27 protein-coding genes are annotated in these 24,289 nt (G+C 66.9%); 14 read left to right on the forward strand and 13 right to left on the reverse strand.

All coding sequences use genetic code 11. The features are described 5' to 3' along the window. Positions 1–97 precede the first annotated feature (97 nt). Together C6Y44_RS04730 and C6Y44_RS04735 are read left to right on the forward strand one after the other, a co-directional pair. The gene (locus C6Y44_RS04730; RefSeq protein WP_159416620.1) at positions 98–739 is read left to right on the forward strand and encodes a GyrI-like domain-containing protein; all 642 of its coding nucleotides are present in this window, start codon (positions 98–100) and stop codon (positions 737–739) included. Then, positions 739–1,233 carry an NUDIX hydrolase gene (locus C6Y44_RS04735; RefSeq protein WP_159416619.1) on the forward strand — a complete coding sequence of 165 codons (495 nt, stop codon included), beginning with the start codon at positions 739–741 and terminating at the stop codon, positions 1,231–1,233. Before C6Y44_RS04730 ends, C6Y44_RS04735 begins: the two co-directional genes overlap by 1 nt. Here C6Y44_RS04735 and C6Y44_RS04740 read toward each other — a convergent pair. Further along, a complete protein-coding gene (locus C6Y44_RS04740; protein ID WP_081314495.1) occupies positions 1,215–1,817 on the reverse strand; it encodes a TetR/AcrR family transcriptional regulator in 603 nt (200 codons plus the stop codon). The two genes, C6Y44_RS04735 and C6Y44_RS04740, sit on opposite strands and share 19 nt — an antisense overlap. Before the next feature lie 289 nt (positions 1,818–2,106). On the opposite strand from C6Y44_RS04740, the gene C6Y44_RS04745 reads away from it, so the two are divergent. Further along, positions 2,107–3,333, forward strand: coding sequence for an oxygenase MpaB family protein (locus tag C6Y44_RS04745; protein WP_159416618.1), 1,227 nt, complete (start codon positions 2,107–2,109; stop codon positions 3,331–3,333). 54 nt (positions 3,334–3,387) lie between these two features. Here the strand turns inward: C6Y44_RS04745 and C6Y44_RS04750 are convergent, their stop codons facing one another. The 6 genes from C6Y44_RS04750 to C6Y44_RS04775 all read right to left on the reverse strand — a co-directional run bounded on the left by C6Y44_RS04750 (position 3,388) and on the right by C6Y44_RS04775 (position 6,417). Next, a complete protein-coding gene (locus C6Y44_RS04750) occupies positions 3,388–3,801 on the reverse strand; it encodes a DUF302 domain-containing protein (protein WP_016695660.1) in 414 nt (137 codons plus the stop codon). 31 nt (positions 3,802–3,832) lie between these two features. Further along, positions 3,833–4,102, reverse strand: a complete 270-nt coding sequence (locus C6Y44_RS04755) for a metal-sensitive transcriptional regulator (RefSeq protein WP_145691313.1) — start codon at positions 4,100–4,102, stop codon at positions 3,833–3,835. A 79-nt stretch (positions 4,103–4,181) separates the two neighbouring features. Further along, the gene (locus tag C6Y44_RS04760) at positions 4,182–4,496 is read right to left on the reverse strand and encodes a rhodanese-like domain-containing protein (protein ID WP_159416617.1); all 315 of its coding nucleotides are present in this window, start codon (positions 4,494–4,496) and stop codon (positions 4,182–4,184) included. 57 nt (positions 4,497–4,553) lie between these two features. After that, a complete protein-coding gene (locus tag C6Y44_RS04765; RefSeq protein WP_159416616.1) occupies positions 4,554–5,432 on the reverse strand; it encodes a sulfite exporter TauE/SafE family protein in 879 nt (292 codons plus the stop codon). Between the two features lie 2 nt (positions 5,433–5,434). Further along, entirely contained in the window at positions 5,435–6,031 is a 597-nt protein-coding gene (locus C6Y44_RS04770; protein ID WP_120282724.1) for a rhodanese-like domain-containing protein, read from the reverse strand. 116 nt (positions 6,032–6,147) lie between these two features. Next, positions 6,148–6,417 (reverse strand): metal-sensitive transcriptional regulator, encoded by a 270-nt coding sequence (locus tag C6Y44_RS04775; protein ID WP_159416615.1) that lies wholly within the window; start codon positions 6,415–6,417, stop codon positions 6,148–6,150. 139 nt (positions 6,418–6,556) lie between these two features. Between C6Y44_RS04775 and C6Y44_RS04780 the strand changes: the two genes are divergently transcribed. The 3 genes from C6Y44_RS04780 (at position 6,557) to C6Y44_RS04790 (ending at position 9,917) form a co-directional block, all read left to right on the forward strand. Continuing rightward, positions 6,557–7,936: an MBL fold metallo-hydrolase gene (locus C6Y44_RS04780; protein WP_159416614.1), complete on the forward strand. Its 1,380-nt coding sequence runs from the start codon at positions 6,557–6,559 to the stop codon at positions 7,934–7,936. Between the two features lie 31 nt (positions 7,937–7,967). Next, positions 7,968–8,342 carry a thioredoxin gene (gene trxA, locus C6Y44_RS04785; RefSeq protein ID WP_016691289.1) on the forward strand — a complete coding sequence of 125 codons (375 nt, stop codon included), beginning with the start codon at positions 7,968–7,970 and terminating at the stop codon, positions 8,340–8,342. Positions 8,343–8,636: 294 nt separating this feature from the next. Beyond that, on the forward strand, positions 8,637–9,917 hold the full coding sequence (locus C6Y44_RS04790; protein WP_159416613.1) for an MFS transporter: 1,281 nt from the start codon (positions 8,637–8,639) through the stop codon (positions 9,915–9,917). A 3-nt stretch (positions 9,918–9,920) separates the two neighbouring features. On the opposite strand, the gene C6Y44_RS04795 is transcribed toward C6Y44_RS04790, so the two are convergent. Beyond that, positions 9,921–10,970: a patatin-like phospholipase family protein gene (locus tag C6Y44_RS04795; protein ID WP_159416612.1), complete on the reverse strand. Its 1,050-nt coding sequence runs from the start codon at positions 10,968–10,970 to the stop codon at positions 9,921–9,923. A 165-nt stretch (positions 10,971–11,135) separates the two neighbouring features. Between C6Y44_RS04795 and C6Y44_RS04800 the strand changes: the two genes are divergently transcribed. Beyond that, complete coding sequence (locus tag C6Y44_RS04800; RefSeq protein ID WP_159416611.1) at positions 11,136–12,122, forward strand: LLM class F420-dependent oxidoreductase; 987 nt, start codon at positions 11,136–11,138, stop codon at positions 12,120–12,122. 19 nt (positions 12,123–12,141) lie between these two features. On the opposite strand, the gene C6Y44_RS04805 is transcribed toward C6Y44_RS04800, so the two are convergent. Next, positions 12,142–12,705 (reverse strand): GNAT family N-acetyltransferase, encoded by a 564-nt coding sequence (locus tag C6Y44_RS04805; protein ID WP_026060962.1) that lies wholly within the window; start codon positions 12,703–12,705, stop codon positions 12,142–12,144. 17 nt (positions 12,706–12,722) lie between these two features. After that, positions 12,723–13,391, reverse strand: a complete 669-nt coding sequence (locus tag C6Y44_RS04810; RefSeq protein WP_159416610.1) for a DUF3239 domain-containing protein — start codon at positions 13,389–13,391, stop codon at positions 12,723–12,725. 270 nt (positions 13,392–13,661) lie between these two features. Here C6Y44_RS04810 and C6Y44_RS04815 point away from each other — a divergent pair, with 270 nt between their 5' ends. Genes C6Y44_RS04815 through C6Y44_RS04825 form a run of 3 tightly spaced genes read left to right on the forward strand, consistent with a single transcriptional unit; the run spans position 13,662 to position 17,426 of the window. Continuing rightward, positions 13,662–15,032 carry a CitMHS family transporter gene (locus C6Y44_RS04815; protein WP_159419033.1) on the forward strand — a complete coding sequence of 457 codons (1,371 nt, stop codon included), beginning with the start codon at positions 13,662–13,664 and terminating at the stop codon, positions 15,030–15,032. Positions 15,033–15,081: 49 nt separating this feature from the next. Continuing rightward, on the forward strand, positions 15,082–16,782 hold the full coding sequence (locus tag C6Y44_RS04820) for an ATP-binding protein (protein WP_159416609.1): 1,701 nt from the start codon (positions 15,082–15,084) through the stop codon (positions 16,780–16,782). Beyond that, positions 16,764–17,426 carry a response regulator gene (locus C6Y44_RS04825; protein ID WP_159416608.1) on the forward strand — a complete coding sequence of 221 codons (663 nt, stop codon included), beginning with the start codon at positions 16,764–16,766 and terminating at the stop codon, positions 17,424–17,426. The genes C6Y44_RS04820 and C6Y44_RS04825 overlap by 19 nt, the downstream gene beginning before the upstream one ends. Positions 17,427–17,466: 40 nt before the next feature. On the opposite strand, the gene C6Y44_RS04830 is transcribed toward C6Y44_RS04825, so the two are convergent. The 3 genes from C6Y44_RS04830 to C6Y44_RS04840 all read right to left on the reverse strand — a co-directional run bounded on the left by C6Y44_RS04830 (position 17,467) and on the right by C6Y44_RS04840 (position 19,606). Next, positions 17,467–19,125 carry a DNA repair helicase XPB gene (locus C6Y44_RS04830; RefSeq protein WP_159416607.1) on the reverse strand — a complete coding sequence of 553 codons (1,659 nt, stop codon included), beginning with the start codon at positions 19,123–19,125 and terminating at the stop codon, positions 17,467–17,469. Positions 19,126–19,257: 132 nt separating this feature from the next. Beyond that, on the reverse strand, positions 19,258–19,416 hold the full coding sequence (locus C6Y44_RS04835; RefSeq protein WP_174246931.1) for a hypothetical protein: 159 nt from the start codon (positions 19,414–19,416) through the stop codon (positions 19,258–19,260). 22 nt (positions 19,417–19,438) lie between these two features. Continuing rightward, complete coding sequence (locus C6Y44_RS04840) at positions 19,439–19,606, reverse strand: hypothetical protein (protein ID WP_019289942.1); 168 nt, start codon at positions 19,604–19,606, stop codon at positions 19,439–19,441. Between the two features lie 642 nt (positions 19,607–20,248). Between C6Y44_RS04840 and C6Y44_RS04845 the strand changes: the two genes are divergently transcribed. Genes C6Y44_RS04845 through C6Y44_RS04860 form a run of 4 tightly spaced genes read left to right on the forward strand, consistent with a single transcriptional unit; the run spans position 20,249 to position 24,258 of the window. Further along, a complete protein-coding gene (locus tag C6Y44_RS04845; protein WP_159416606.1) occupies positions 20,249–21,313 on the forward strand; it encodes a PhnD/SsuA/transferrin family substrate-binding protein in 1,065 nt (354 codons plus the stop codon). After that, positions 21,310–22,173: an ABC transporter permease gene (locus C6Y44_RS04850; RefSeq protein WP_159416605.1), complete on the forward strand. Its 864-nt coding sequence runs from the start codon at positions 21,310–21,312 to the stop codon at positions 22,171–22,173. Before C6Y44_RS04845 ends, C6Y44_RS04850 begins: the two co-directional genes overlap by 4 nt. Continuing rightward, a complete protein-coding gene (locus C6Y44_RS04855; protein WP_085469337.1) occupies positions 22,149–22,874 on the forward strand; it encodes an ABC transporter ATP-binding protein in 726 nt (241 codons plus the stop codon). The genes C6Y44_RS04850 and C6Y44_RS04855 overlap by 25 nt, the downstream gene beginning before the upstream one ends. A gap of 28 nt (positions 22,875–22,902) precedes the next feature. Next, on the forward strand, positions 22,903–24,258 hold the full coding sequence (locus C6Y44_RS04860) for an LLM class flavin-dependent oxidoreductase (RefSeq protein WP_159416604.1): 1,356 nt from the start codon (positions 22,903–22,905) through the stop codon (positions 24,256–24,258). Positions 24,259–24,289: the final 31 nt, after the last annotated feature.

Genomic DNA, 24,289 nt, shown 5'->3' on the forward strand with positions numbered 1-24,289 from the left:
CGATGCTAGACGCGATCGGCCCCGGGGCGAAGGGGTGTCGATCGCCCGTACGGATGCCATCGGACGCTTATTCTCGTCCTCGAACGGAAGGGGCGCCGTGGACAAATACGACATCAAGCGTGAGTACCGCGAGCTGTACTCGTGCTCGACCGAGGATTTCGTCGAGGTGCACGTCCCCGAGTTCGGTTACCTCGCCGTGGACGGCAAGGGTGATCCGAACGGTTCCGAGGAGTACGCCGATGCCGTCGAGGCCCTCTACGCGGTGGCGTACACCCTGAAATTCACCTCCAAGAAGGAACTCGGCCGGGATTTCGTCGTCGGACCTCTCGAAGGTCTGTGGTGGAGCGAGGACATGACCACCTTCCTCACGCGGGACAAGAACTCCTGGTCGTGGCGCATGCTCATCGCGCAGCCTCCCTGGATCACCGACGACATGGTGGACGACGCGATCGAGGCTGCGGGCGACAAGGCCGGGGCGAAGAAGAAGCCGCTCCCGTCCCTGTCGCGTGTGCAGCCGTTCCGGATGACGGAGGGCAGGGCACTGCAGATCCTGCACATCGGACCGTACGACGACGAAGGCCCCGTCCTGCATCACCTGCACACGCAGGTGATGCCCGAACGAGGGGTGACGTTCGCCGGCGACCACCACGAGATCTACCTGTCCGACCCTCGTCGCGCGGCCCCGGAGAAGCTGAAAGCCATTCTGCGTCAGCCTGTCGCAGGAATACAGGAGCGATGATGGCCGTCACCAGCGCAGGTCTGATGTTCTACCGCGTCGACGACACAGGTCTGCTCAGCGTGTGGCTCGTCCACCCCGGCGGCCCGTTCTGGAAGGGGAAGGACGAAGCGGCCTGGTCGGTGCCGAAGGGGGAGTACGGCCCGGAGGAGGACCCCAGGGAGGTCGCCCTGCGCGAGTTCACCGAGGAGTGCGGGATCGAACCGCCGGACGTGCCGCTGTCGTTGCTCGGTCGCTACCGGCAGTCGTCCGGCAAGATCGTCAGCATCTACGCGGGGGAGACGACGGACGAGTTGGAATTCGCCGAAAGCAACACGTGCGAGGTCGAATGGCCGCCGAAGTCCGGTAAGCGGATCACGATCCCGGAGGTCGACGATGCGCGCTGGATCGTCGCGGCGGACGCCGAGACGAAACTGCACAAGGGGCAGCGGCCGGTGCTGGAAGCACTGCGTACGCGATTGGACGAAGAAGGCCGGTACTATCGCGTCGAACCGTAGTCCGGCAGCACCATCGGAACGAGGAACTGCCGGGCGATCGAGGCGAGAGCCTCGTCGTCGTCGATGTCGACGACCTGGCTCGGTGTGGTGAGGAACGACGCCGAGATGCGGACGAGCATCTCGGCCACGAGGTCGGTGTTCAGATCGGCGGCGACCGTTCCGGCGCGTTGTTCACGCTGCAACTGCCCCGCGACGAACCGGCGGACGGCGGCGAGCATCGTTCCGTCGTCGCCCCCGATCGCACCTGCGAACAGCACCGGTTCGGTCTCGAGCAGATTGCCGATCAGCCTGTTGGTGCGGATGACACGCAGCGCGCTGACGAATCCGAGGACCACCCGGTCCGCCACGGTGTCGGCCTGGGCGATGTCCTCGAGGAAACGCAGGAAGTAGCGGCGGAACTCGCGAAGGATGACCTCGTCGACGAGGGCGTCCTTCGATTCGAACTTGCGGTACAAGGTGATTCGCGACAGCTTCGCACGGCGGGCGATCTCCTCCATCGAGGAGCGTTGGATGCCGGTGCGGCAGAACTGTTCGTAGGCGGCATCGAGCAGGCGCACGCGGGTCTCGTCGATCTCGGTACCCATGACGGATTCGTCCGGAAGGAGAAGTGCGTCCTGAAAAGCACGTTCCAGCAACGACGCCGATTCGGCAGGGGGCGGTGGAGAGGCGGGTGAGACCGCTCGGAAAATCGGCGACGCAGAATCCACATGTCCTCCTCGAAGTGCAGAGTTTACCGTTCCGGTCCTGTCGCCGACCATCCCGAGCAGTGACATTTCACGATTCATTGTGACCCGAGCCACGGTGTGGTTCCATGTTACAGAGAAACTCCGGATGTTTCATTGCTACATCCACGAGTCGTAGGGGAGCGACAGTATGGATAATCCGAGCAGGCGCGACGTTCTGAAAACCGGTGGCCTCCTTGGCGCGCTGGGGGCGTTCGCGGTGGCGACACCGGCCCAGGCCCGACCCTGGAGGTGGTCGCCGGCAGGGTCGATACCGGGTACGGGGAGCGGTGCCGATCCGCGACAGGTATGGGACGCCGAGGCCGACCCGCTCGTCGCCTCGTTGCTCGAGCGCGGCGACGTACCGAGGGTCAACGAGCTGCTGCGCACCTGGAAGAAGAACTCCCAGCCGTTGCCCGAAGGGCTTCCGAACGACCTGCGCGATTTCATGGAACACGCCCGGCAGCTTCCGTCCTGGGCCGATCCGGCGAAACTCGAGACGGCCGTCCGGTTCAACGAGAAGCGCGGGCTGTATCTCGGTGTCCTGTACGGATTCGTGAGCGGGATGATGAGCACGGTCATCCCGAAGGAAGCACTGGCCGTCTACTATTCCAAGGGCGGCGCCAACATGAAGGGCCGCATCTCGAAGACGGCGAAACTCGGGTACGACATCGGTTCTCGCAACGCGTATCTGGGCGACGGTGAAATGATCGTCACGTCCGTCAAGACCAGGCTCGTCCATGCCGCCGTGCGCCATCTGCTCCCGCAATCGTCGCACTGGTCCAACATGGCGCCCGAGGATGTGCCGATCAGCCAGCACGACATGATGGTCACCTGGCACAGCCTGCCCACCAGCGTGATGCGCACGTTGAAGGAGTGGAAGGTTCCGATCCCGGCTGCGGAGGCCGACGGATTTCTCCACTCGTGGCAGGTCAGCGCGCACATGCTCGGTATCGAGGATCAGTACATCCCGGCCACCTGGGACGACGCCGAATCCCAGGCGCAGGAAGCGCTCGATCCGATCCTCGCGCCCACGCCCGAGGGTGTGAAGCTCGCCGATATGCTGCTCGACCTCGGTAAGGGTCTCGACTTCACGCTCCTGACCCGCCCCATCCTCGGGGCGCTGACACGGTTCGCGCTCGGCGACGAGATCGCCGACTGGCTCAACATTCCACGCGAACCCGTCTGGGGCACACTGCTCGACGTCGCGTGGGGTCCGTTCATCGCGGTACGCGAAGGCCTGCTGCCGCTTCCGCTGGCGCCGGATGCCTACTGGACGTTCGACGAACTGCTGCGCCAGTTCGTCCTGCTGTACATGTCGGAACTGCGCCCGATCAGCATCGAGATCCCCGAATACAACAATCCCAACTATCCCTGACCCGTTCGGGGCGAGGGCCGGCACAGTCGCCGTGCCGGCCCTCGTGGTGTCGCTTCAGTTCTGTGCCGTATCCGCCTTCAAGGAATCGATGGCGGCCTGCAAAGCGGTGGTGGCGTCGTCGGCGACCTCCGCGAGTCCCGGCTGATCGGCGACCTGCACCATCATCTGTGGGTTCATCGCGTCGACCACCACGGTGTCGGGATCCTCGGGGTCGGTGCGGACCACGACGTTGCAGGGGAGCAAGAGCCCGATCTGCCGATCGACCGTCACCGCCCGGTGGGCGAGCGGCGGATTGCATGCACCGAGGATCATGTAATCCTCCAGCTCCTCACCGAGCTTGGCCTTCAGGGTGGCCTTCATGTCGATCTCGGTGAGAATGCCGAATCCCTGCCCGGCCAGTGCCTTGCGGGTGCGTTCGACCGCATCGTCGAACGAGGTATGCAGGGTGGTCGAGAGTGCGAGTGTCATGGGTGTCCTGCTTTCTCTCGGATGGGAGGTGTCAAGCCAGGGCGAGGAAGAGCTTCTCGAGTTCGGCCTCGGACATCGGCTCCTTGCCGTCCTGGGCCGTCTCGGTGAGGCATTCCCGCAAACCGCTCGCCACAATCTTGAATCCGGCGCGGTCCAGAGCGCGGGAGACCGCGGCGAGCTGGGTTACGACATCCTTGCAGTCACGACCCTGTTCGATCATCGCGATCACTCCGCCGAGCTGACCCTGCGCGCGGCGCAGCCGGTTGAGTACCAGTGCGATGCTGTCTTCGTCGCCGACCATGGAGGCGTCCTTTCCTAGTTCTGTAGACCAGTGTACCCCCGGGGGTATCTGGTCGGAGTGTGAGTTGTGCGACCGATGCTCAGGCGGTGGGGCCGCGCCGGACCTCTCGGCCCGCAGTCACCCACGCTCTCGTTCCGCCGGCAACGGATACCGCGGGCCGTCCGGCCGATTCGAGGATCTCGGCTCCGCGCTTGCTCCGGTTTCCCGATGCACAGATGACGTAGACGGTCTCTCCCGGAGATACCTCGCCCACACGGGCGGACAGTTCGGGGAGGGGAATCAATTGGGCGCCGGGAACGTGGCCCTGGATGTACTCGTAGTCCTCGCGGACATCGAGCACCGGAGCTCCGGACTCCCACGCCTGGATCAGAGCGGCAGTGTCGACTTCGTGCATGGTGAACTCCTCGGTTCGGGTCTGTCGAGAATGGGTGAGTACTTCCGACTCTTCCGCTCAGCCCGCCGCCACGGCGGCGCGAGGGCGCCCTCCGAGTCGTTGCAGCGGGCAGTGCTCCCTGCGGTTGCAGGCATAGATAGCGCCGGCGGCAACGACGGTGAGTGCCGCCGCGGCGATGCCGACGCCGGGGTGGATCTCCTGGGCGAGGATGACGGAGGACATGATCAGGACGAACCAGCCGAAGCTCTTGCGCAGGGTGTCCGGATCGACCAGTGAGGTCAGGCGGCCGCCGATGAGGCTGCCCACGACGGCGGCACCGGTGACCATCGCCGCCAGACGCCAGTCGATCTGCACTGTGGACAGGTAGCCGCCGAGTCCGGCGAAGGACTTCATGGCGATCACGATCAGCGAGGTACCGACGGCGACCGGCATCGGCAGGCCGCCGAGCAGTGCCAGAGCCGGGACGACGAGGAAGCCGCCGCCGGCGCCGACGAGGCCGGTGACCAGACCGACGACCACACCGTCGAGCAGGATCTTGCCGACGGGCATCGCGCGCTCGCCCTCGTCGGCCGCGGCTTTGTTCTTGCGGCCGCGGAGCATCGCGATCGCCGTGGCGATCATCATCACGGCGAAGCCGAGCAGCAGGACGGTGCCCGGGATGAAGCGTGAGAGCAGACCACCGCCGTAGGCGCCGACCATGCCTGCCAGGCCGAACAGGATTCCGGTGCGCCACTGCACGCGGCCGGCACGTGCGTGGGAGATCGCGCCGACCGCGCTGGTGACACCCACGACCAGCAGCGAAGTGGCAATCGCTTCCTTGGCGTCCATACCTGCGACGTAAGCGAGTAGCGGGACGGTGAGAATCGAGCCCCCGCCACCGAGCAGTCCGAGGGTGACACCGACGAGCACTGCCAGAGCTACGGTCAACGCGATCATGATCAGTTCCTCTCGGCGCGTTCTGTATTCGACCGGACCAGCTGCGCGACGATGCTCTGGGCATCACACGAGGCGCCGCGGTTGTAGGGCAGCTTGGACAGCAGCATGCCCATCGCGCAGGTGTTCGACAGTGCGGCGAAGGTCAACCCACCGCCGATTCCGGCGGCGAGCCACTTGAGCTTCGGCACGGCGATGCTGCCGAGAACCGAGCTCAGCACGAGCGAACCGGCGACGAGCCGGACCTGGCGTTCGAGATCCCAGCGTTCGGCGCCGCGGTTGACGGGCAGGCCGGCCGATTCCCAGCCGAGCATGCCGCCGGCGAGGATGTGGAGGTTGAACAATCCTGCGTCGCGCAGGGTCTCTTCGGCTTGACCGGCACGCTGTCCGGATCTGCATACCAGCACGACGTTCTCGTCGAAATGGGCACAGAACTCGTCGCGGTGCTCGCGCAACAGGTCCAGGGGGACGTTGTAGGCGCCGGGAATGTGCACGGATTCGAACTCGCCCGGAGTCCGGACGTCGATGATCCGCACGTTCTTGCCGGAGTCGATCGACGCGTGCAAGGAGTTCGGGTCGACGGTGACAGCAGACTCGATCATGAATGGCCTTTCGATCGGGGAATCGGATGGGGCTGATAGAAGTGCCCCAGGGGGTATTCTTCGACTATCGTACACATACCCCCAGGGGTATATGCAAGGAGTGTTGTCGTGTGAACTCAGGCGAGGCCGAGGAACAACTCCTCGAGTTCCTTCTCGGTGATGCGGTCGTCGCAGGCGGCGTCCTGTTCGTCGAGGATGCATCGGCGGAGCCGGTCCGAGATGATCTTGAATCCGGCGCGATGCAGCGCGTGGGATGTCGCTGCGAGCTGGATGACCACCTCGCGCAGATCGCGGTCGGTTTCGAGCATCGTGATAACCGCGGTGAGCTGGCCTTGTGCTCGGCGCAGGCGTCGCAGGGCGGCGGTATCGGCTTCCGGATTCTCCATCGGTAACTCCCTGCTCGATCCTGCGCTGCCGGGAAATCGAACCCGGATACCCCAGGGGGTACTTGACATACCCTAGGGGGTATATGCCACGATGTCTACATCGCCGGAACATCACCCGGATCCAGCAACGGAGGAATCCATGATTCTCGAGCAGTACTACATCGAGTGCCTCTCCCACGCGTCCTACCTCATCGGCGACGAGAGCGCCGGCAGGGCGGTCGTGGTCGACCCCCGCCGCGACATCACCGAATACCTGTCCGACGCAAAGAAGTACGGGCTGACCATCGAAGGTGTGATCAACACCCACTTCCACGCCGACTTCGTCTCCGGCCACCTCGAACTGGTCGACGCCACAGGTGCGTGGATCGGATTCGGTGAAGCCGCCGAGACCGACTACCCGATCCGGCGGTTGCGCGACGGCGAGAAGCTCTCCCTCGGCGAGGTCGAACTCGAAATCCTGTCCACCCCGGGCCACACCTGGGAATCGATCTCGGTGCTGGTGCGCGAGCATCCCGACGCCGTCCCGACCGCGGTGCTCACCGGCGACTCCCTGTTCATCGGCGACGTCGGCCGTCCCGACCTGGTCAACCTCGGAGACGGCTCGACCAGCGATCTGGCGCGGGCCATGTACCACACCGTGCACGAGAAGTTGCTGACGCTGCCCGACGAGGTCGTCGTCATGCCCGCTCACGGCGCCGGTTCGTCGTGCGGAAAGAACCTGTCGACCGAACTCACCTCGACCATCGGGGAGCAGCGCGCCACGAATCCGTCCGTGCAACCGATGAGCGAGGACGACTTCGTCGCCCTGGTCACCGAAGGGCAGCCGGCCGCCCCGTCGTACTTCTCGGTCGACGCCGCGATGAACAAGCTGATGCACCCGCTTCTGCTGCAGGACCGCACCATTCCCGAGCTGAACCCCGAGCAGGTGAAGGCCGAACTCGTCGCCGGCACGCGTGTTCTCGATGCGAGAAGCGTCGACGATTTCGCCGCTGGGCATCTGCGCGGATCGGTCAACGTCGGGTTCGACGGGCGTTTCGCCGAGACCGGCGGCATGGTCGCCGAGGTCGGCGAGAAGATCGTGCTGATCACCTATCCCGGTGAGGAGCAGGACGCCGCGGTGCGCCTGGCGCGAATCGGATCCGACGGTGCCGCAGGCTATCTGAACGTCGATCGGGACGGGGCCTTCCCCGCGGAGCTGGCCGGCCTGATCGAGGCCGCACCCCGGACGACCGTCGAGGAACTCGACTGCTTGCTCGCCGCCGACGCGGTCACCCTCGTCGACATCCGCAACCCCGGTGAGCGCGAGTTCGGGACGATCCCGGGCGCGGTGCCGATCCCGTTGGCGCAGTTGCGCGCCCGCCTGGACCAGGTTCCCGCCGGCAAGCCGATCGTGGTGCACTGTGCCGGTGGATGGCGTTCGAGCGTGGCGGCTTCGCTGCTGCGGGCCCAGGGCTTCGAGAACGTCACGGACCTGCTCGGCGGCTACAACGCGTGGGCCGAATCTCACGTCCCTGCCTGATCATTCCGGCCCGGAGAAAGGAACGGAAACGATGACGACGAAGAACCTCACGATGGCGGACTTCGAATCCACCATCGTCGGCAACGATATCGTGCTCGTCGACTTCTGGGCGTCGTGGTGCGGCCCGTGCCGTGCCTTCGCCCCGGTCTTCGACAAGTCGTCGCAGGTACACCCCGAGATCGTGCATGCCAAGGTCGACACCGAGGCCGAGCAGCAGCTCGCCGCCATGGCGAACATCCGCTCGATTCCGACGATCATGGCATTCCGAGAAGGTGTGCTCGTCTACTCACAGCCCGGCGCGTTGCCGGCACCGGCTCTCGAGGACCTGATCACCCGGATCGAGGCCCTCGATATGACCGAGATCCACGACCAGGTTGCCGAACAACGCGCAGCCTCCCGCTCCTGACCCTTCGCCGGGTCCGTAGCGAACTCTCATCGAGGAGGACTCTCATGTGTTACCCCGTCGCCTGCCCGAACTGCGGAAAGACCGGATGGGGCGGATGCGGACAGCATGTCGACGCCGTCTTGCGTTCCGTGCCCGCCGCCGATCGCTGCACCTGCGGTCAGGACACCGTCCCGGCCCGCGCCGAGCGTCGAAGCGTGCGTTCGCTCTTCCGTCGCTGACCTTGGTCACAACCATGGAGACGGTGTCCGAACCGGAACCGGCCGTAGCCGTCGGCCCCGACCCGGAGGCCGGGACGTGAGCCCCAGGGCCACGCCCCGGCCTCCGGTGCTGGGCCTGCGGGCCAACGCCGCGCAGTTCACCCTGTTGGTGGTTGTCAACGCCCTGGTGGGAGGCATGGTCGGTCAGCAACAGGCCGTGCTGCCGCTGCTTGCCGAGAACGAATTCGGGCTGAGCGGTTACACATTCATTTTCACCTACGTGACCGCCTTCGGGATCACCAAGGCCGCCGCGAACTACTTTGCCGGGACCTTCTCCGACCGCTACGGACGCAAACCCGTGCTGCTGGTGGGATGGTTGTTCGCCCTGCCGGTACCTCTCATGCTGATTCTCGCCACCGACTGGTGGTGGGTGGTAGCCGCGAACGTACTGTTGGGTATCAACCAGGGGCTCACCTGGTCGACGACCGTGGTGATGAAGATCGATCTGGTCGGTCCGGCCCGGCGCGGTCTGGCCATGGGACTCAACGAAGCTGCAGGTTACGGCGCTGTCGCCGTGACATCACTGTTCGCCGGTCACCTGGCCGAGCAATTCGGTCTGCGCCCGGCACCCTTCCTGTTGGGGCTCGCGTACACAGCCCTGGCGTTGGTGTTGTCGGGTTTCTTCGTGAAGGAAACTCGGGATCACGCACTGCTCGACGCCGGGCACCATGTGGCCCGCGCCGACGGGATCCACGATCACCTTCACGCCGACCTGGCCGACCGTGAGATCGTGGCCCAGACCAGTCTTCGGGAACCCGCTCTGTCCTCGGCGAGTCAGGCGGGACTGGTCAACAACCTCAATTTCGGTCTCTCATGGGGATTGTTTCCCCTGTTGTTCGCCACCGCGGATCTCGCCGTTGCACAGATCGGCCTGCTGTTCGCCCTTTATCCAGGAGTGTGGGGCGCGGGACAATTGGTCACCGGAGCCCTTTCGGACCGGATCGGCCGGAAGCACCTGATCACCGCGGGAATGGCCACACAGGCCGCCGCCCTGGCGGTCATCGCGCTGAGCGACGCATTCGCGGGCTGGGCGACCGGCACCGTACTGCTGGGCGCGGGCACCGCCATGGTCTATCCCACCCTGCTGGCCGTGATCGGCGACGTCGCCCACCCGGTCTGGCGAGGCAGGGCCGTCGGCGTCTACCGCGTCTGGCGCGATCTCGGCTACGCGGTCGGGGCAGTCCTCGGCGGGATCGTCGCCGACCTGATGGGTCTGCACGCCGCCGTCGGAGTCGCTGCGGCCGTCAGCGCAACCTCCGCGCTGATCGTCGCTCTCCGGATGTACGAAACACACCGGCCGGTCGCCGCTGCTCGGTAGCAGTCAAGGCGAGCCGGGCTCGTCCGGTGACGAGTCGACAGAGATCTCGGGCCCCGGACCGGTGGGGGCGGAGGCCGCGATACCGGCACGATCGAGGGCGTCCTCGGCGAGTGCGCGCCCCAGCGCGATCATCTCGGCCGCCTTGTGGAAGTCGAGACTTCGGCACGCGGTGCGCGGGACCTCCACGAGGATGTCGGGCGGATAGGCCGCCAGCTGGAACCGGGACAGCGCCGACTGCATGATGTCGAGCGACCGGTTCATCACCGCGACGCGTCCGAACTTCGGGATGAGCGCATCGTCGGCGTCGACGTCGCCAGTGTCCTCGGTGTCCTCCTCCGGCGGCTCGTCGTTCGCCGCATTGGTCGAGAACCGGTTGACCACCGACCGCACGATGTCGGTGTCGAGCATCTGGTTGGCGCTGCGCCGGAAACGTGCCTTCCATTCCTCGATGGGCCGTGCCTCGGAGCTGGCGTTCTCGGGTGATCGTGCCGAGCCCTGCTCCTCCCCACCGAGGCTGACTCCGATCGTGAGGTCGGCGGGCATGCCGACCGTCGGTGCGATCGGTAGGGGCGACAGGGTGCCGCCGTCGGTGAGGACGCGGCCGTTGAGTATCACCGGCGTGATGACACCGGGTATCGCGATGGACGCCCGGATCGCAGCGTGGACGGGACCTCGCTGGAACCAGACGGCGCGACCTGCTGCGAGGTCGGTGGCTACTGCGGTGAACGGAATCGGGAGTTCCTCGATCACCGCATCGCCGAGGATCTCCCGCATCTTGGACAGGATTCGTTCGGCGCGGATCGCGCCGGGGGCCGAGACCGACAGGTCGAGAAGGCGCACCACATCCATCTGGGACAGACCCGTGGCCCATTCGGTGTACGGGTCCATCGCGCCTGCCGCGTAGACGCCACCGACCAGCGCGCCCATCGAAGCGCCTGAGACTCCGACAATTTCGAGGCCACGTTCCTCGATCGCCCGGATGGCGCCGATATGGGCGTATCCGCGGGCACCGCCACTGCCGAGGGCGAGTGCCACGCGTGTCCGTCCGGCCATGGGTCCGATGGTACGCAGCACCCTCACCGATATCCGACGGGAGCGCAGTCGTCGTGTCGCGCACAGCGCCGGAGTTCGGAAGAATGTTCGGCGGTCGCACTGCACACTGGAGCCTGTGGGTGGATGGACGACATCGCGCCCCGTACCTATCAGCGAAGGAGCCGCATGCGTTTCGGATTGTTCGTCCCCCAAGGTTGGCGACTGGACCTCGTCGGCATCGACCCCTCCGACCAGTGGCAGGTGATGCGCGATCTCGCGCTCCGCGCCGATCGCGGACCGTGGGAATCGATCTGGGTGTACGACCACTTCCACACCGTCCCTGCACCCACCGACGAGGCCACCCACGAGGCATGGAGCCTCGTGTCGGCCTTCGCCGCCGTCACCGAGCGCGTGCGCATCGGCCAGATGTGTACGGCCATGGCCTACCGCAACCCCGCCTATCTCGCGAAGGTCGCGGCCACCGCCGACATCATCTCCGGTGGGCGCATCGAGATGGGGATCGGTGGCGGATGGTACGAACACGAATGGCGTGCATACGGTTACGGCTTCCCGTCGCCGGGTGAGCGGCTGCGCCGACTCGACGAGGGCGTGCAGATCTTCCGACAGGCGTGGACCACGGGTTCCGCGACGTTCTCGGGTAGGCATTACACCGTCGACGGAGCCATCGTCCGTCCGCTTCCGCTGCAGGACGGCGGTATTCCGCTGTGGATCGCCGGCGGCGGCGAGAAGGTGACCCTGAAGATCGCCGCGAAGTACGCGCAGTACACCAACTTCGACGGCACACCCGAAGGGTTCGCGCGCAAGTCGGAGATCCTGCGCGAGCACTGCGCCGAGGTCGGCACCGACTTCGACGCCATCGTGCGATCGGCCAACTACAACGTGGCGATCGGCCGCACCGAAGCCGAGGTGCAGGACCGGCTCGAGGCACTGCGGGCCCGTCTCGAACCGATCGTCGGAGCGGAGAAGGCCGACGGGGCGCTCGACGCCTTCCGGGGGATGCCCGCCGTCGGCACCCCCGAGCAGATCGTCGAGAACCTCGCTGCGCTGAAGAAGCAGGGGCTCGAGTACGCGATCTTCTACGTTCCCGAAGCCGCCTACGACACCTCGGGGCTGGAACTGCTCGAGAAGGAAGTGCTCCCGCACCTCGTGTGATGCCCACTGCCCCTGAGGCCTAGAGGGGCCAGCCCTCCACAGGTCCGGGTGGGTCGTCGGCGGACAGTCCGGCGACCCACACGTCCCGCGGCACGCCCCGCTGGAGCAGGCCGTTGCGGGCGATGCCCTCGTACCGGAACCCGACCCGTCGTGCGACGGCGGCGGAGGCATGGTTGCCGACGAAGGCACGCCACGCGACCCGCGGGACGTTCATGCCGTCCGGCGCGAACGCGAAACCGCATGCCAGGCGCACCGCGGCGGTCGCGAGTCCGTGGCGCCGCGTCGTCGGTGCGATCCAGTACCCGATCTCCGGGTCCGAGCCCTCACGCGGAACGAATCCGACCATGCCGCGCAATACTCCGTCCGCGGCGGTGCGCACGGCCCAGTCGGGCCATCCCTGGGCCCACTTGGCCGGAACGACGTCCTCGACGAAGTGCAGCGCGTCCGCTCGGGCGTAGGGGGAGGGCACGGTGGTCCACCGGGCGATCAGCGGATCCCGGCACGCCTGGGTGATGGCGTCGACGTCGGCCGGACCCGGTGGCGAGAGCACCACCGCGCCGTCGGTCAGCGTGCGTACGTCCATGTCACCGCAGTCCTGTGTCACCGCATCTCGGGCGGCAGTTCCTTGCTCGCCAGTTCGAGGCGACGCTCGTCGGTGGCGTCGATCTGGTCCACCATCTTCAGCTTGTCCTTCAGCACGCGCCACTCCACCTCGGGGATCTGCGCGACCGCGTCGGCAATGATCTTCTGATCACGGGTACCCCAGGCGATCGGCATGGGGCCCACCATCTGCCAGACCCCCGAGTCGTTGCGGGTCGTGCGGTCGGACAGGACCGCGGCACACGGCACCCGCTCACCGATCGCGATCCGGTGACCCGGCACCGCCTCCACGTTGCGGGTGACCAGGGCGAAGTGCCGACCGGACGTCTCGGGCTTGGCGATGTCGACCAGCGCGAGCAGCGTCAGCCCGCGGGCACGCTTGGCGGCGACGACGGCCGGGACGAGCGGGCTGTCGCGGTAGAGCTGCTCGATGGTCCCCACCTTGCGCGGCGCCCACAATGCCACCCACACCGACGTCGCTGCCGCGATCGCCAGCACGGCGGCGACGATGTACGCCCAGGCCTCGCCGAGCAGGAACAGACCCACCGCACCCGCGACACACACCAGGCCGACGAATATCGCCGACCACCGCAGACGACGGACATCCGCGAGGGTCTGGTTCACGGTCTTGGCATGGGGCAGGTCCACAGGGAAGTCGAAGCGGCGCACGCCACCAGCTTATGGGAGCCCTTCGGCCGACCACTGCCGGTCTCCGGCGGCGAGCCCGGCCGCGGCGGGCTCGAGCAGAATGCGCACAACGGCGCTTTCGCGCGCAACGGTGACTCGGCGAGGGACGTGGCCACACACTCTGCTGTAGCAGAGATCACACAATCCTCACGGCTTCGAGCCGGACCCCGCACGAACCTCCGGTCGCACCCGCGACCCGTGGTCGACGTGTGCCCGGACCGGCCCTGATCACGTCAGAAAGTGGGCACCGCCATGCTCGTCGTCCTCGGCTTCCTGATGGTCGCCACGTTCATGTACCTGATCATGTCGAAACGGGCCACCCCGGTCGTCGGCCTGATCCTGATCCCGGTCGCGTTCGGCCTGATCGCCGGAGCCGGCACCGACATCGGCGACATGATCGTCGACGGCGTCGAAAGTCTCGCCCCCACAGCGGCGCTGCTGTTCTTCGCGATCATCTTCTTCGGCACCATGATCGACGTCGGCCTGTTCGATCCGCTCGTGCGGCTCATCCTGCGGCTCGTGCGCGACGACCCGGCACGACTGGTGATCGGAACCGCAGTGCTGGCGATGGTCGTCTCCCTCGACGGGGACGGGTCCACGACGTTCATCATCACCACCTCCGCACTGTTGCCGCTCTACCTGAAACTGAAGGTCAGCCCCGTCGTCCTCACCGTCGTCGCGGGCCTGGCGAATGCCACGATGAACATCATCCCGTGGGGCGGGCCGACGGTCCGTGCGGCCAGCGCGCTCGGGTTGTCCCCGTCCGACGTGTTCGTCCCGATGATCCCGTCGCTCGTCGTGGGACTCGTGGTCGTGCTGGGCTTCGCTGCTCATCTGGGCTTCGTCGAACGTCGCCGCCTCGGGAAGCTCACGTGGAAGCCCGACCTGATGCCGCTCGGCGCCGGTCCGTCCGGAGTGGGTACGACGGTCGGAAAGGACACCGATGCCACCGACGGGGAGGTCGGTCAGTTGGCTGCCGGACTCGACCCCGACCGTCCGACCCTGCGTCCGCGTCTGCTGCCCTTCAACGCGATCCTCACGGTGGCGCTGCTCGTCGTCCTCGGTCTCGACATCCTGCCGATCCCCGTGCTGTTCATGATCGCCGCCGGTATCGCGCTGGCCGTGAACTTCCCGCGCGTCGTCGACCAGTCCGCCGCGATCGCACGCCATTCGTCGAGCATCGTGTCGGTCGTCGCGATGGTGTTCGCCGCGGCCGTCCTGACGGGCGTGTTCCAGGGCACCGGGATGGTCGAGTCGATGGCGTTGTGGCTCACCGGCGTCGTCCCCGACTCGCTCGGCCCGTTCCTCGCCGTCATCACCGGTCTGCTCAGCATCCCGATGACCTTCTTCATGACCAACGACGCCTTCTACTTCGGGGTGCTCCCCGTCCTGGCGGAGACGGCAGCGCAGTACGGCATCGAACCGGTCGAGATGGCGCGCGCATCGATCACCGGACAGCCCGTCCACATGCAGAGCCCGCTGGTCCCGGCGATCCTGCTGCTGGTGACCCTCGCCGGGGTGCCGTTGGCCGACCACCACCGCAAGGTGCTGTGGCGCGCGGGAGTGGTGTCGGTCGTGATGCTCGTCGTCGGGGTGGTACTCGGGCAGATTCCGTTCGGGTGAGATCGGCTCCGAGCCACACTGGACGGATGGGACGAACGGGAGCGACGCCGTGAAACTTCGCACCCAGGTACTTCTGCTCCAGTCCGCGGTGGTGGCGGTGGCGCTCGGCATCGGATTCACGGTGTTCGCCACCACCACCGAGGACCGAGTCACCGACGAGCACGGTCAGCGCGCGCTCGCGATCGCACGGTCGGTGTCCGCGGACCCGACCGTGCGGGACGAGGTCGCACGCTATTCGGCCGCCGACGACGGGGTGGTCTCCCCGGACAACCCGGAACTCGCATCCGGTGCGGTGCAGCAGGCCGCCGAGGCGGTCCGCACCGCCACCGGAGCGTTGTTCGTCGTGGTCACCGACGACCAGGGGCTCCGGCTCGCGCATCCCGATCCGGAGCAGCTCGGCCGGAGGGTGAGCACCGATCCCACCGAGGCACTCGCCGGACGCGAGGTCGTGACCAGCGAGTCGGGCACGCTCGGCGATTCCGTGCGGGCCAAGGTGCCGGTGACCGATCCCGCCTCGGGCAGAGTGGTCGGGGAGGTGAGCGTCGGCATCGCCACCGACCGGGTGCGCGCCGACCTGCGCAGCGACCTCGCCGATGCCGTCCTGATCGCGCTCGCGGCACTCGGGTGCGGTGCTGTCGGATCGTTGCTGCTCGCCAACCGCTGGAAGCGGCTCACTCTGGGACTCGAACCCGAACAGCTCACCGAGCTGGTCCGCGAACAGGAGGTCGTGCTGCACGGGATCTCCGACGGGGTCGTCGGCACCGACGCCCGCGGCAACGTCACCGTCGTCAACGCCGAGGCGCGTCGCCTGCTCGATCTCGACGACGGGATCGGCCGCAACGTCGGTCCCGACGACGGAATCGGCAACAGTGTCGACACCCTCGGCATGACCCCGCGGCTGCTCGACGTGCTGCGCTCCGCGGACGGCATCCCGGTCGCGGCGACCACCGGCGACCGGGTCGTCGTCGCCGTCTCGCGGCGTGTGGTGCGCGACGGCCGGGATCTCGGCACGGTGATGTCGGTGCGGGACCGGACCGACATCGAGGCACTCACGCGCGAACTCGACGCGGTCAAGGCGATGAGTACGGCACTGCGGGCCCAGCGGCACGAATTCGCGAACCGGCTCCACCTGCTCGACGGACTGCTCCGCCGGGGGCATGCGGAGCAGGCGCTCGAGTACATCGAACAGATCCTCGGTTCGGGCCCGCTCGGTGAGCAGCTCGAGGGCATCGACGCGATCACCGACCCGTACCTGCACGCCTTCCTCGTCGCGAAGGCCGCGCATGCGCGCGAGCAGGGAGTCACGCTCGTGCTCGGCGAGAACACGTGGGTGCACGCCACCGTGCGAGCGCCCGTCGACGTCACCACGGTGCTCGGCAACCTGCTCGACAATGCGATCGAGGCGGCACGCACGAGCGGGCGCGCTCCGGCCGAGATCGAGGTGGAACTGATGGAGGACGGTGCCGACCTGCACGTGAGTGTCGCGGACACCGGTGACGGCGTCGATCCCGAGCTGCCGGACATCTTCGCCGAGGGCGCGACGACCCGGAGCGATCCGACGGTGCCCGGCGGTCGCGGGATGGGGCTGGCACTGGCACGGCGCATCGCGCGGCTGCACGGTGGCGATGTCGTGCTCGCGGACTGCGGCGGGCAGCGCACCCCGGAGAATCCGACCGGGGGCGCGGTCTTCCTGGCGACGCTGCCCGGGATGCTCGACGAAAGGGACACGGGATGGGCGGAACGAATCTGAAGGTCCTCGTCGTCGACGACGACTTCCGAGTCGCCGAACTCCACGCATCCGTGGTCTCGAGTGTGGCGGGATTCGAGGTCTGCGCGGTCGCCGGGAGCATCGCGGCGGCCCGGGACGCCGTTCGGACCGGTCCCGTCGATCTCGCCCTCGTGGACGTGTACCTACCGGACGGCTCCGGAATCGACCTGATCCGGAGCCTCGAATGCGACAGTTTCGTGCTCGGTGCCGCCGGTGAGGGCACGACGGTGCGCGCGGCACTCACCGCTGGTGCACTGGTGTATCTGGTCAAACCGTTCGCGAGCACCGAACTGGCCCGGCGCCTGGCGGCCTACGTGCAGTACCGCAGGGTCGTCGCGGGGGAGGAGCTCACCCAGACCGAGATCGACACGGCGCTGGCCGCACTGCGGCCGGTGTTGCCGGCCACCCGCCCGGCGCCCTCGCGTTCGATGACCGAAGAGCTCGTGATGCAGGCGCTCCGGGAATCACCGGAACCGATGTCGGCGGGGGAGGTGGCCGTGACGATCGGGGTGTCGCGCGCGACCGCCCAGCGCTATCTCGCGGCGCTCGTCGCGAAGAAACGCCTCCGGATGCAGTTGCGCTACGGCACCACCGGCCGTCCCGAACAGGAATACCGGCCGCTGTGACACGGAGTCCCTGTGACGCGTCGCGCAGGGACGCTCCGCGTCAGCCGATCTGCGGTCCGAGCAGGTCGTCGGCGTCGGTGATCCGGTACGCGTAACCCTGCTCGGCGAGGAACCGCTGGCGGTGCGCGGCATACTCGGCGTCGAGGGTGTCGCGCGAGACGACGGAGTAGAAGTGGGCCTGGCCGCCGTCGTGCTTCGGACGCAGCAGCCGCCCGAGACGCTGGGCCTCCTCCTGACGCGAGCCGAAGGTGCCCGACACCTGGATCGCGACCGAGGCCTCCGGCAGGTCGATGGAGAAGTTCGCGACCTTCGACACGACGAGCACCTTCAACTCGCCCGACCGGAACCGGTCGAACAGCGCCTCGCGTTCCTTCGTCTTAGTCGAACCCTTGATGACCGGGGCGTCGAGCGCTTCACCGAGCTCGTCGAGCTGATCGATGTAGGCACCGATGATCAGTGTCGGGGCGTCCTGGTGTTGCTCGAGGATCGACTTCACGACCGGGATCTTGGTGCGCGCGGTCGAGCACAGCTTGTACCGTTCCTCGGGCTCGGCCACCGCGTACGCCATGCGCTCGGCGTCGGTGAGGGTCACGCGGACCTCCACGCAGTCGGCGGGGGCGATCCAGCCCTGGGCCTCGATATCCTTCCATGGCGCGTCGAACCGCTTCGGGCCGATGAGCGAGAAGACGTCGCCTTCGCGTCCGTCCTCGCGCACGAGCGTCGCGGTGAGACCGAGGCGGCGGCGGGACTGCAGGTCGGCGGTCATACGGAAGACCGGCGCCGGCAGCAGGTGCACCTCGTCGTAGATCATCAGCCCCCAGTCGCGGGAGTCGAACAACTCGAGATTGCGGTACTCACCCTTCGACTTGCGGGTGATCACCTGGTAGGTGGCGATGGTGACCGGACGGATCTCCTTCTTCTCACCCGAGTACTCGCCGATCTCGTCCTCGGTGAGGGAGGTGCGGGCGATCAGCTCGCGCTTCCACTGGCGCCCGGCGACCGTGTTCGTCACGAGGATGAGCGTCGTCGCGCCGGCCTTCGCCATCGCGGCCGCGCCGACCATCGTCTTACCGGCACCGCACGGCAGCACCACGACACCCGAGCCGCCCGACCAGAACGAGTCGGCGGCCAGTTCCTGGTAGTCACGCAGGTTCCAGGGATTCGTCTCGAAGTCCAGCGAGATCGAATGGGCCTCGCCGTCGACGTACCCCGCGAGGTCCTCGGCCGGCCAGCCGATCTTCAGCAGCATCTGCTTGACGCGTCCGCGCTCGCTCGGATGCACGATCACGGTGTCGTCGTCGATGCGCGCACCGAGCATCGGGGCGATCTTCTTGTTCCGCAGGACCTCGGCGAGCACCGCCCGGTCGAGGCTGACCAGGGTCAGGCCGTGCGCGGGGTTCTTGACCAGCTGGAGGCGCCCGTAGCGGCTCATGGTGTCGACGATGTCGACGAGCAGCGCCTGCGGGACGGCGAACCGGGAATGCGACACCAGCGCGTCGACGACCTGCTCGGCGTCGTGACCGGCGGCACGGGCGTTCCACAATGCCAGCGGCGTCACGCGGTAGGTGTGGATGTGCTCGGGGGCGCGTTCGAGCTCGGCGAACGGTGCGATCGCCTGCCGCGCCTCGTTCGCCCGTTCGTGATCGACCTCGAGAAGCACGGTCTTGTCGGACTGGACGATGAGCGGTCCGTCGGCCACGAGTGCCTCCTGTGGATGGAAAGTAGAACTTTCCCATTCTCCAGGTTCGGGCCGTACCGCGCCACCACGACGGTGTACGGCCGTGCGTTCCCCCGTGGCGGGAACGCACGGCCGACCGGTTTCACGGCGTACTCACCGTGCGAGCGACTGCCGCACCTCCATCACGCACACCAGTGCCTCGGAGATACCGGACCGGTAACCGGCGTCCTTCTCGGAGGCGGGAGATCTCGAATCCAGTTCCGATTCGAGTCGTTCCTGGATCTTGTCCAGGGCATGCAGCGTCCGCTTCATTCCAGTACCGATTTCTCTTTTCTCAGGCCGGCTGTTTCATCGCGCCGGCACGCTCGTCGAGAACGAACACCCGTGCACGCGCCAATGCGGCGCGATATCCGTGCCGCTGTGCGTCGGTGCCCGTTTCCCGACCGGACAATCCACTTATCTTGTCGTACAGAGCTTCGAGCGCTGCGATTTCGAGATCCATGGCCTGCAACCGGATTCAGCTCCGCTTCCGCTTATGAATGAACTCGCCGGCTTCGACGGCCTTCTGCCGCTTCTCCTGGCGACGTTCCTTCAGGGACTTCGCTGGCTTCTTCGGATTCTTGCCCTTGTCGGCCATTGTCACTCCATCTTCGATGAACAACCACTCGACAGGACCACACCATACGTCATTTCCCGGAAAAAGCCAGTCGCTCGAATTATTCTGTGCGCCATCCGAACACAGCACTGAAATATTCCGTATTCCGGTGTCCGGAGTTGATTTCACCGTGCGTCGATCCCTGTCGCGGAGTTCCGCGCGGCCGATACCGTCACCGGCGATGCTGTGCAGACGGAAGGATGTCCACAGCCCGGACAGACGGGGGAGAGCGATGGGCCGGACCGTGATCGCAGGCCGCAGTGCCTCGCGTCGCGAACACCGTGCGTGTCGCGTCGTCCACCGATCGCGGTTCCGCGGTTGTCCGCACTGTCGCTGTTCTCCGTACCGCGACCGCTGATTTCGGGACTGCTGTTCCCGGGACTGCTGTTCTCGAGGTCGGGCCCGCACTCGGGTTCCCGTTCGTCTTCCGGTAGTGCGCGTCGGCGTATTCGCGCGACGTCGCGCCCATCACCTTCGCAAGGAGTTCTCATGACCGTGTCCTCACTCGTGCGCTCTCGAAGATCGCGCGCTCCGATCGTCGTCGCGGCCGCACTGAGCGTCGTGCTCACAGGGTGCGTCGGCGGTTCGACCGGGGGATTGTCCGCCGACGCCGAACTCCCCGAGGAGGTTCCACCAGGGACGTCGTTGAGCATCGCGGTCAAGCCCACTCGTATCCAGCTCGAGGCGACCGGCCGTATCGACGAGTTGCCGTTCACAGTGTCGGACTGGCCCGATGTCTCGGCCGGTCCCGACGTCATCCAGGCGTTCCGCGGCGACGCCGTCGACCTCGCGGCCAATGCGGCGATTCCTCCCATCCAGGCCCATGCCACCGGGCTCGACGCCAGGATTGTCGCCGTACGCGAGAAGGATTCGCCGCAGTACTCGCTCGCGACGGCACCCGGTACCGACATCGATTCGCTGGACGACCTGCGCGGCAGGAAAATCGCGTTGTCGCCGGGGCAGGCTCAGGGTGTCGTCGTGCTCCGGACGCTGAAGTCGGCCGGAATCGGCCTCGACGAGGTGGAATTCGTCGAACTGCCGAGCACACAGTTCCTCACGGCTCTCCAGGCGAAACAGGTCGACGTCGCACCGCTGGCGGAACCGACCCTCACGAAGTACCTGAACCAGTACGAAACCGAGGGTGCGCGAGGGGTGTTCACGCCCGAGGTCGACGCGCTGAGTGTTCTGTGGGCTCCGGTGTCCGTGCTCGAGGACCCCGCGAAGGTCGCAGCGATCAAGGAGTTCATCCCGCTGTGGGCGCAGGGCGACGTCTGGGCATGGGAGAACCGGGACGAGTGGATCCGGAAGTACTACGTCGAGAGCGAGGGGGTCTCGTACGAGGACGGCAGGCGGATCGTCGACACCGTCGGCCAGAAACCGGCATATCCCACCGACTGGGACTCCGCGATCGAATGGACGCAGGAGACCTCGGAACTGCTCGACGAGGCCGGATGGTTCGACGAGTTCGACGTCGAGCAGATTTTCGATCGCAGATTCGAAACGATTGCTGCGGAGTCGGTTCCGCAGGAGTACCGGAAGGGGTCGGATTCGTGACCAGCACACTGACACAACCGGTGGAGGTCGGCGCCCGCCCGCCGGACCCCGTCGATCCGCCACCGACGGAGGGGATCAGGCCGCTCCGGCGGCTCGGCCTCCGCAAGGCCGTCCCGTTCTCGCGCATGACCGGCGTGGTTCTGCTGCTCGCCGTGTGGGCGCTCGGGTCGGGTGCCGGATGGATCGACGACCGCAAGCTCTCCGCTCCCTGGACCGTGGTGACCAGCGCGGTCGAGCTCGTCGCGGAAGGAACTCTGCAACAACACATCCTGGCATCGCTGAGCCGTGCCGTGCTGGGCTTCGTGATCGGATGCGTCATCGGCACCGCGCTCGCACTCGCATCCGGTCTGACCCGCACCGGCGAAGCCCTGATCGACGGCCCTGTGCAGTTCAAGCGTGCGATCCCGACGCTGGGTCTCATCCCGCTGCTGATCCTGTGGCTCGGCATCGGCGAGACCTTCAAGATCACGGTGATCGCACTCGGGACGGTCGTGACCATCTACATCCAGACGCACAACGCCCTCACGGCGCTCGAACAGCGCTACGTCGAACTCGCCGAGGTCCTCGGTCTCACGCGCGCACAGTTCGTGTGGAAGGTGGTGCTGCGAGGAGCGCTGCCCGGATTCTTCCTCGGTCTGCGCCTGGCGGTGACCGGTGCGTGGCTCACCCTGATCGTGGTCGAGAGCATCAACGCTGTGAGCGGCCTGGGCAAGATGATGTTCAACGCCCAGAACTACGGTCAGCCGGACGTCATCCTCGTCGGATTGCTCGTCTACGGCGTCTTCGGTCTGGCATCCGACGCCGGTCTCCGGTTGCTCGAGCGTCGGGCGCTCACCTGGCGGAAGACGCTGGGCGGATGAGCGCCGTACGCATCCGCGGCCTGATCCGCGGCTTCGGCGACCGGAACGTGCTCGACGGACTCGACCTCGAGATCCCCGACGGGCAGTTCGTCGCCCTGCTCGGCAGGAGCGGATCCGGGAAGTCCACTCTGCTGCGCGCTCTTGCCGGCCTCGACTACGACGTGGAGATCCGCGGCGGCGCACTCGCGGTACCGGAGAAGGTCTCCGTCGCCTTCCAGGACTCCCGTCTGCTGCCCTGGCTGCGCGTGCTCGACAACGTCACGCTCGGTCTCGACAGGCAGGGCAGGAGCCGGGGATCCGAGATGCTGGCCGAGGTCGGCCTGGCCGGGCGCGAGGACGCCTGGCCGCTCGAACTCTCGGGCGGGGAGCAACAGCGTGTCGCGCTGGCCCGAGCCCTGGTACGGGAGCCGCAGTTGCTGCTCGCCGACGAGCCGTTCGGCGCGCTCGACGCCCTGACCCGCATCAGGATGCACGGACTGCTCGACGACCTCGTCCGCGCGCACCGTCCCACCGTGCTGCTCGTGACCCACGACGTCGACGAGGCGATCGTGCTCGCCGACCGGATCGTCGTGCTGGACGAAGGACGCATCGCCGTCGACCGCCACGTGGATCTCGACAAACCCCGTTCCATCACGGATCCCGGCTTCCGGGACATCCGTGAAGACCTCCTCACCGCCCTCGGTGTCATCACACAACCGTGACGAAAGACCTTTCACGACAGGAGAAGACATGACCGATCGTCGATTGCACCTCAACGCCTTCCTCATGCCCATCGGCCACCACGAAGCGGCGTGGCGTCTGCCGGAGAGCGACCCGAACGCGAATCTCGACATTCAGCACTACATCTCGCTCGCCCGCACCGCCGAGCGTGGCAGGTTCGACTCGGTGTTCCTCGCCGACAGCCCCGTACTGTTCGCGAATCCCGAGCGGCGTCCGAGCGGCAAGCTCGAACCCACGATCATCCTCACCGCGATCGCGACGGCCACCGAGCGGATCGGTCTCATCGGGACCGCGTCGACGACCTACAACGAGCCCTACAACCTCGCGCGGCGATTCGCATCGCTGGACTTCGTCAGCGGGGGACGTGCCGGCTGGAACATCGTCACCACCGCCGGGGACGACGCCGCCCGCAATTTCGGTCTCGACGGCGTGCCGGCGCACAAGAGCCGCTATGCGCGGGCCGCCGAGTTCGTCGAGGTGTCGACCAAGCTGTGGGACAGCTGGGAGGACGACGCGATCGTCGCCGACAAGGAGGCGGCGATCCACGCCGACTCCGCGAAGGTCCACACCTTCGAACACGAGGGAGAGTTCTTCTCGGTGGCCGGGCCGCTCAACGTGCCGCGGTCGCCGCAGGGCTACCCGCTGCTCGTGCAGGCGGGCTCGTCGGAGAACGGCAAGGACTTCGCCGCGCTGTACGCCGAGGCGATCTTCACCGCCCAGCCCACCTTCGAGGAGGGCAAGGCGTTCTACGACGACGTCAAGGACCGCGTGGGCAAGGTCGGCCGCGACCCGCGGCAGGTGCTGATCCTCCCTGGCATCGTGCCCGTCATCGGCGATACGGAGAAGGAAGCGCGTGAACTCGACGCCGAACTGGCCCGGCTGATCTCGCCCGAGTACGCCCGCCGCCAGCTCGCCGAACGGTTCGGGCTGCGGCCGGAGCAGCTTCCGCTCGACGAGCCGCTGCCGGAGAACCTGCCGTCCGAGGACGAGATCGAGGGAGCAAAGAGCCGGTACACGCTCATCGTGCAGCTCGCGCGACGGGAGAACCTCACGGTGCGGCAGCTCATCGAACGCCTCGGCGGCGGTCGAGGCCACCGCACTTTCGCGGGCACGGCCGAGCAGGTGGCCGACACGATCGAGCACTGGTTCCACAGCGGCGCGGCCGACGGCTTCAACATCATGCCCGCGGTGCTGCCGTCGGGGCTCGAGAAGTTCGTCGACGGTGTGGTGCCGATCCTGCAGGAGCGCGGTCTGTTCCGCACCGAGTACACCGAATCCACCCTGCGTGGGCACTATGGGCTCCCGCGGCCGGAGAACCAGTTCACAGTCGGCAGGGCGTTCGCGCGGTTCGCGACGCAGCGCTGAGCCTCTCCGCCCACGGGCCGGTGGTGGGCGG

It is taken from the genome of Rhodococcus rhodochrous (assembly GCF_014854695.1).
Classification (GTDB): Bacteria; Actinomycetota; Actinomycetes; order Mycobacteriales; family Mycobacteriaceae; genus Rhodococcus.

Coding starts and splice junctions, on each gene's coding strand:
- C6Y44_RS04735 (WP_159416619.1), top strand. CDS start 739: ATGGCCGTCACCAGCGCAGGTCTGATGTTCTACCGCGTCGACGACACA.
- C6Y44_RS04740 (WP_081314495.1), bottom strand. CDS start 1,817: ATGGGTACCGAGATCGACGAGACCCGCGTGCGCCTGCTCGATGCCGCC.
- C6Y44_RS04745 (WP_159416618.1), top strand. CDS start 2,107: ATGGATAATCCGAGCAGGCGCGACGTTCTGAAAACCGGTGGCCTCCTT.
- C6Y44_RS04750 (WP_016695660.1), bottom strand. CDS start 3,801: ATGACACTCGCACTCTCGACCACCCTGCATACCTCGTTCGACGATGCG.
- C6Y44_RS04755 (WP_145691313.1), bottom strand. CDS start 4,102: ATGGTCGGCGACGAAGACAGCATCGCACTGGTACTCAACCGGCTGCGC.
- C6Y44_RS04760 (WP_159416617.1), bottom strand. CDS start 4,496: ATGCACGAAGTCGACACTGCCGCTCTGATCCAGGCGTGGGAGTCCGGA.
- C6Y44_RS04765 (WP_159416616.1), bottom strand. CDS start 5,432: ATGATCGCGTTGACCGTAGCTCTGGCAGTGCTCGTCGGTGTCACCCTC.
- C6Y44_RS04770 (WP_120282724.1), bottom strand. CDS start 6,031: ATGATCGAGTCTGCTGTCACCGTCGACCCGAACTCCTTGCACGCGTCG.
- C6Y44_RS04775 (WP_159416615.1), bottom strand. CDS start 6,417: ATGGAGAATCCGGAAGCCGATACCGCCGCCCTGCGACGCCTGCGCCGA.
- C6Y44_RS04780 (WP_159416614.1), top strand. CDS start 6,557: ATGATTCTCGAGCAGTACTACATCGAGTGCCTCTCCCACGCGTCCTAC.
- trxA (WP_016691289.1), top strand. CDS start 7,968: ATGACGACGAAGAACCTCACGATGGCGGACTTCGAATCCACCATCGTC.
- C6Y44_RS04795 (WP_159416612.1), bottom strand. CDS start 10,970: ATGGCCGGACGGACACGCGTGGCACTCGCCCTCGGCAGTGGCGGTGCC.
- C6Y44_RS04800 (WP_159416611.1), top strand. CDS start 11,136: ATGCGTTTCGGATTGTTCGTCCCCCAAGGTTGGCGACTGGACCTCGTC.
- C6Y44_RS04805 (WP_026060962.1), bottom strand. CDS start 12,705: ATGGACGTACGCACGCTGACCGACGGCGCGGTGGTGCTCTCGCCACCG.
- C6Y44_RS04815 (WP_159419033.1), top strand. CDS start 13,662: ATGCTCGTCGTCCTCGGCTTCCTGATGGTCGCCACGTTCATGTACCTG.
- C6Y44_RS04825 (WP_159416608.1), top strand. CDS start 16,764: ATGGGCGGAACGAATCTGAAGGTCCTCGTCGTCGACGACGACTTCCGA.
- C6Y44_RS04835 (WP_174246931.1), bottom strand. CDS start 19,416: ATGAAGCGGACGCTGCATGCCCTGGACAAGATCCAGGAACGACTCGAA.
- C6Y44_RS04840 (WP_019289942.1), bottom strand. CDS start 19,606: ATGGATCTCGAAATCGCAGCGCTCGAAGCTCTGTACGACAAGATAAGT.
- C6Y44_RS04845 (WP_159416606.1), top strand. CDS start 20,249: ATGACCGTGTCCTCACTCGTGCGCTCTCGAAGATCGCGCGCTCCGATC.
- C6Y44_RS04860 (WP_159416604.1), top strand. CDS start 22,903: ATGACCGATCGTCGATTGCACCTCAACGCCTTCCTCATGCCCATCGGC.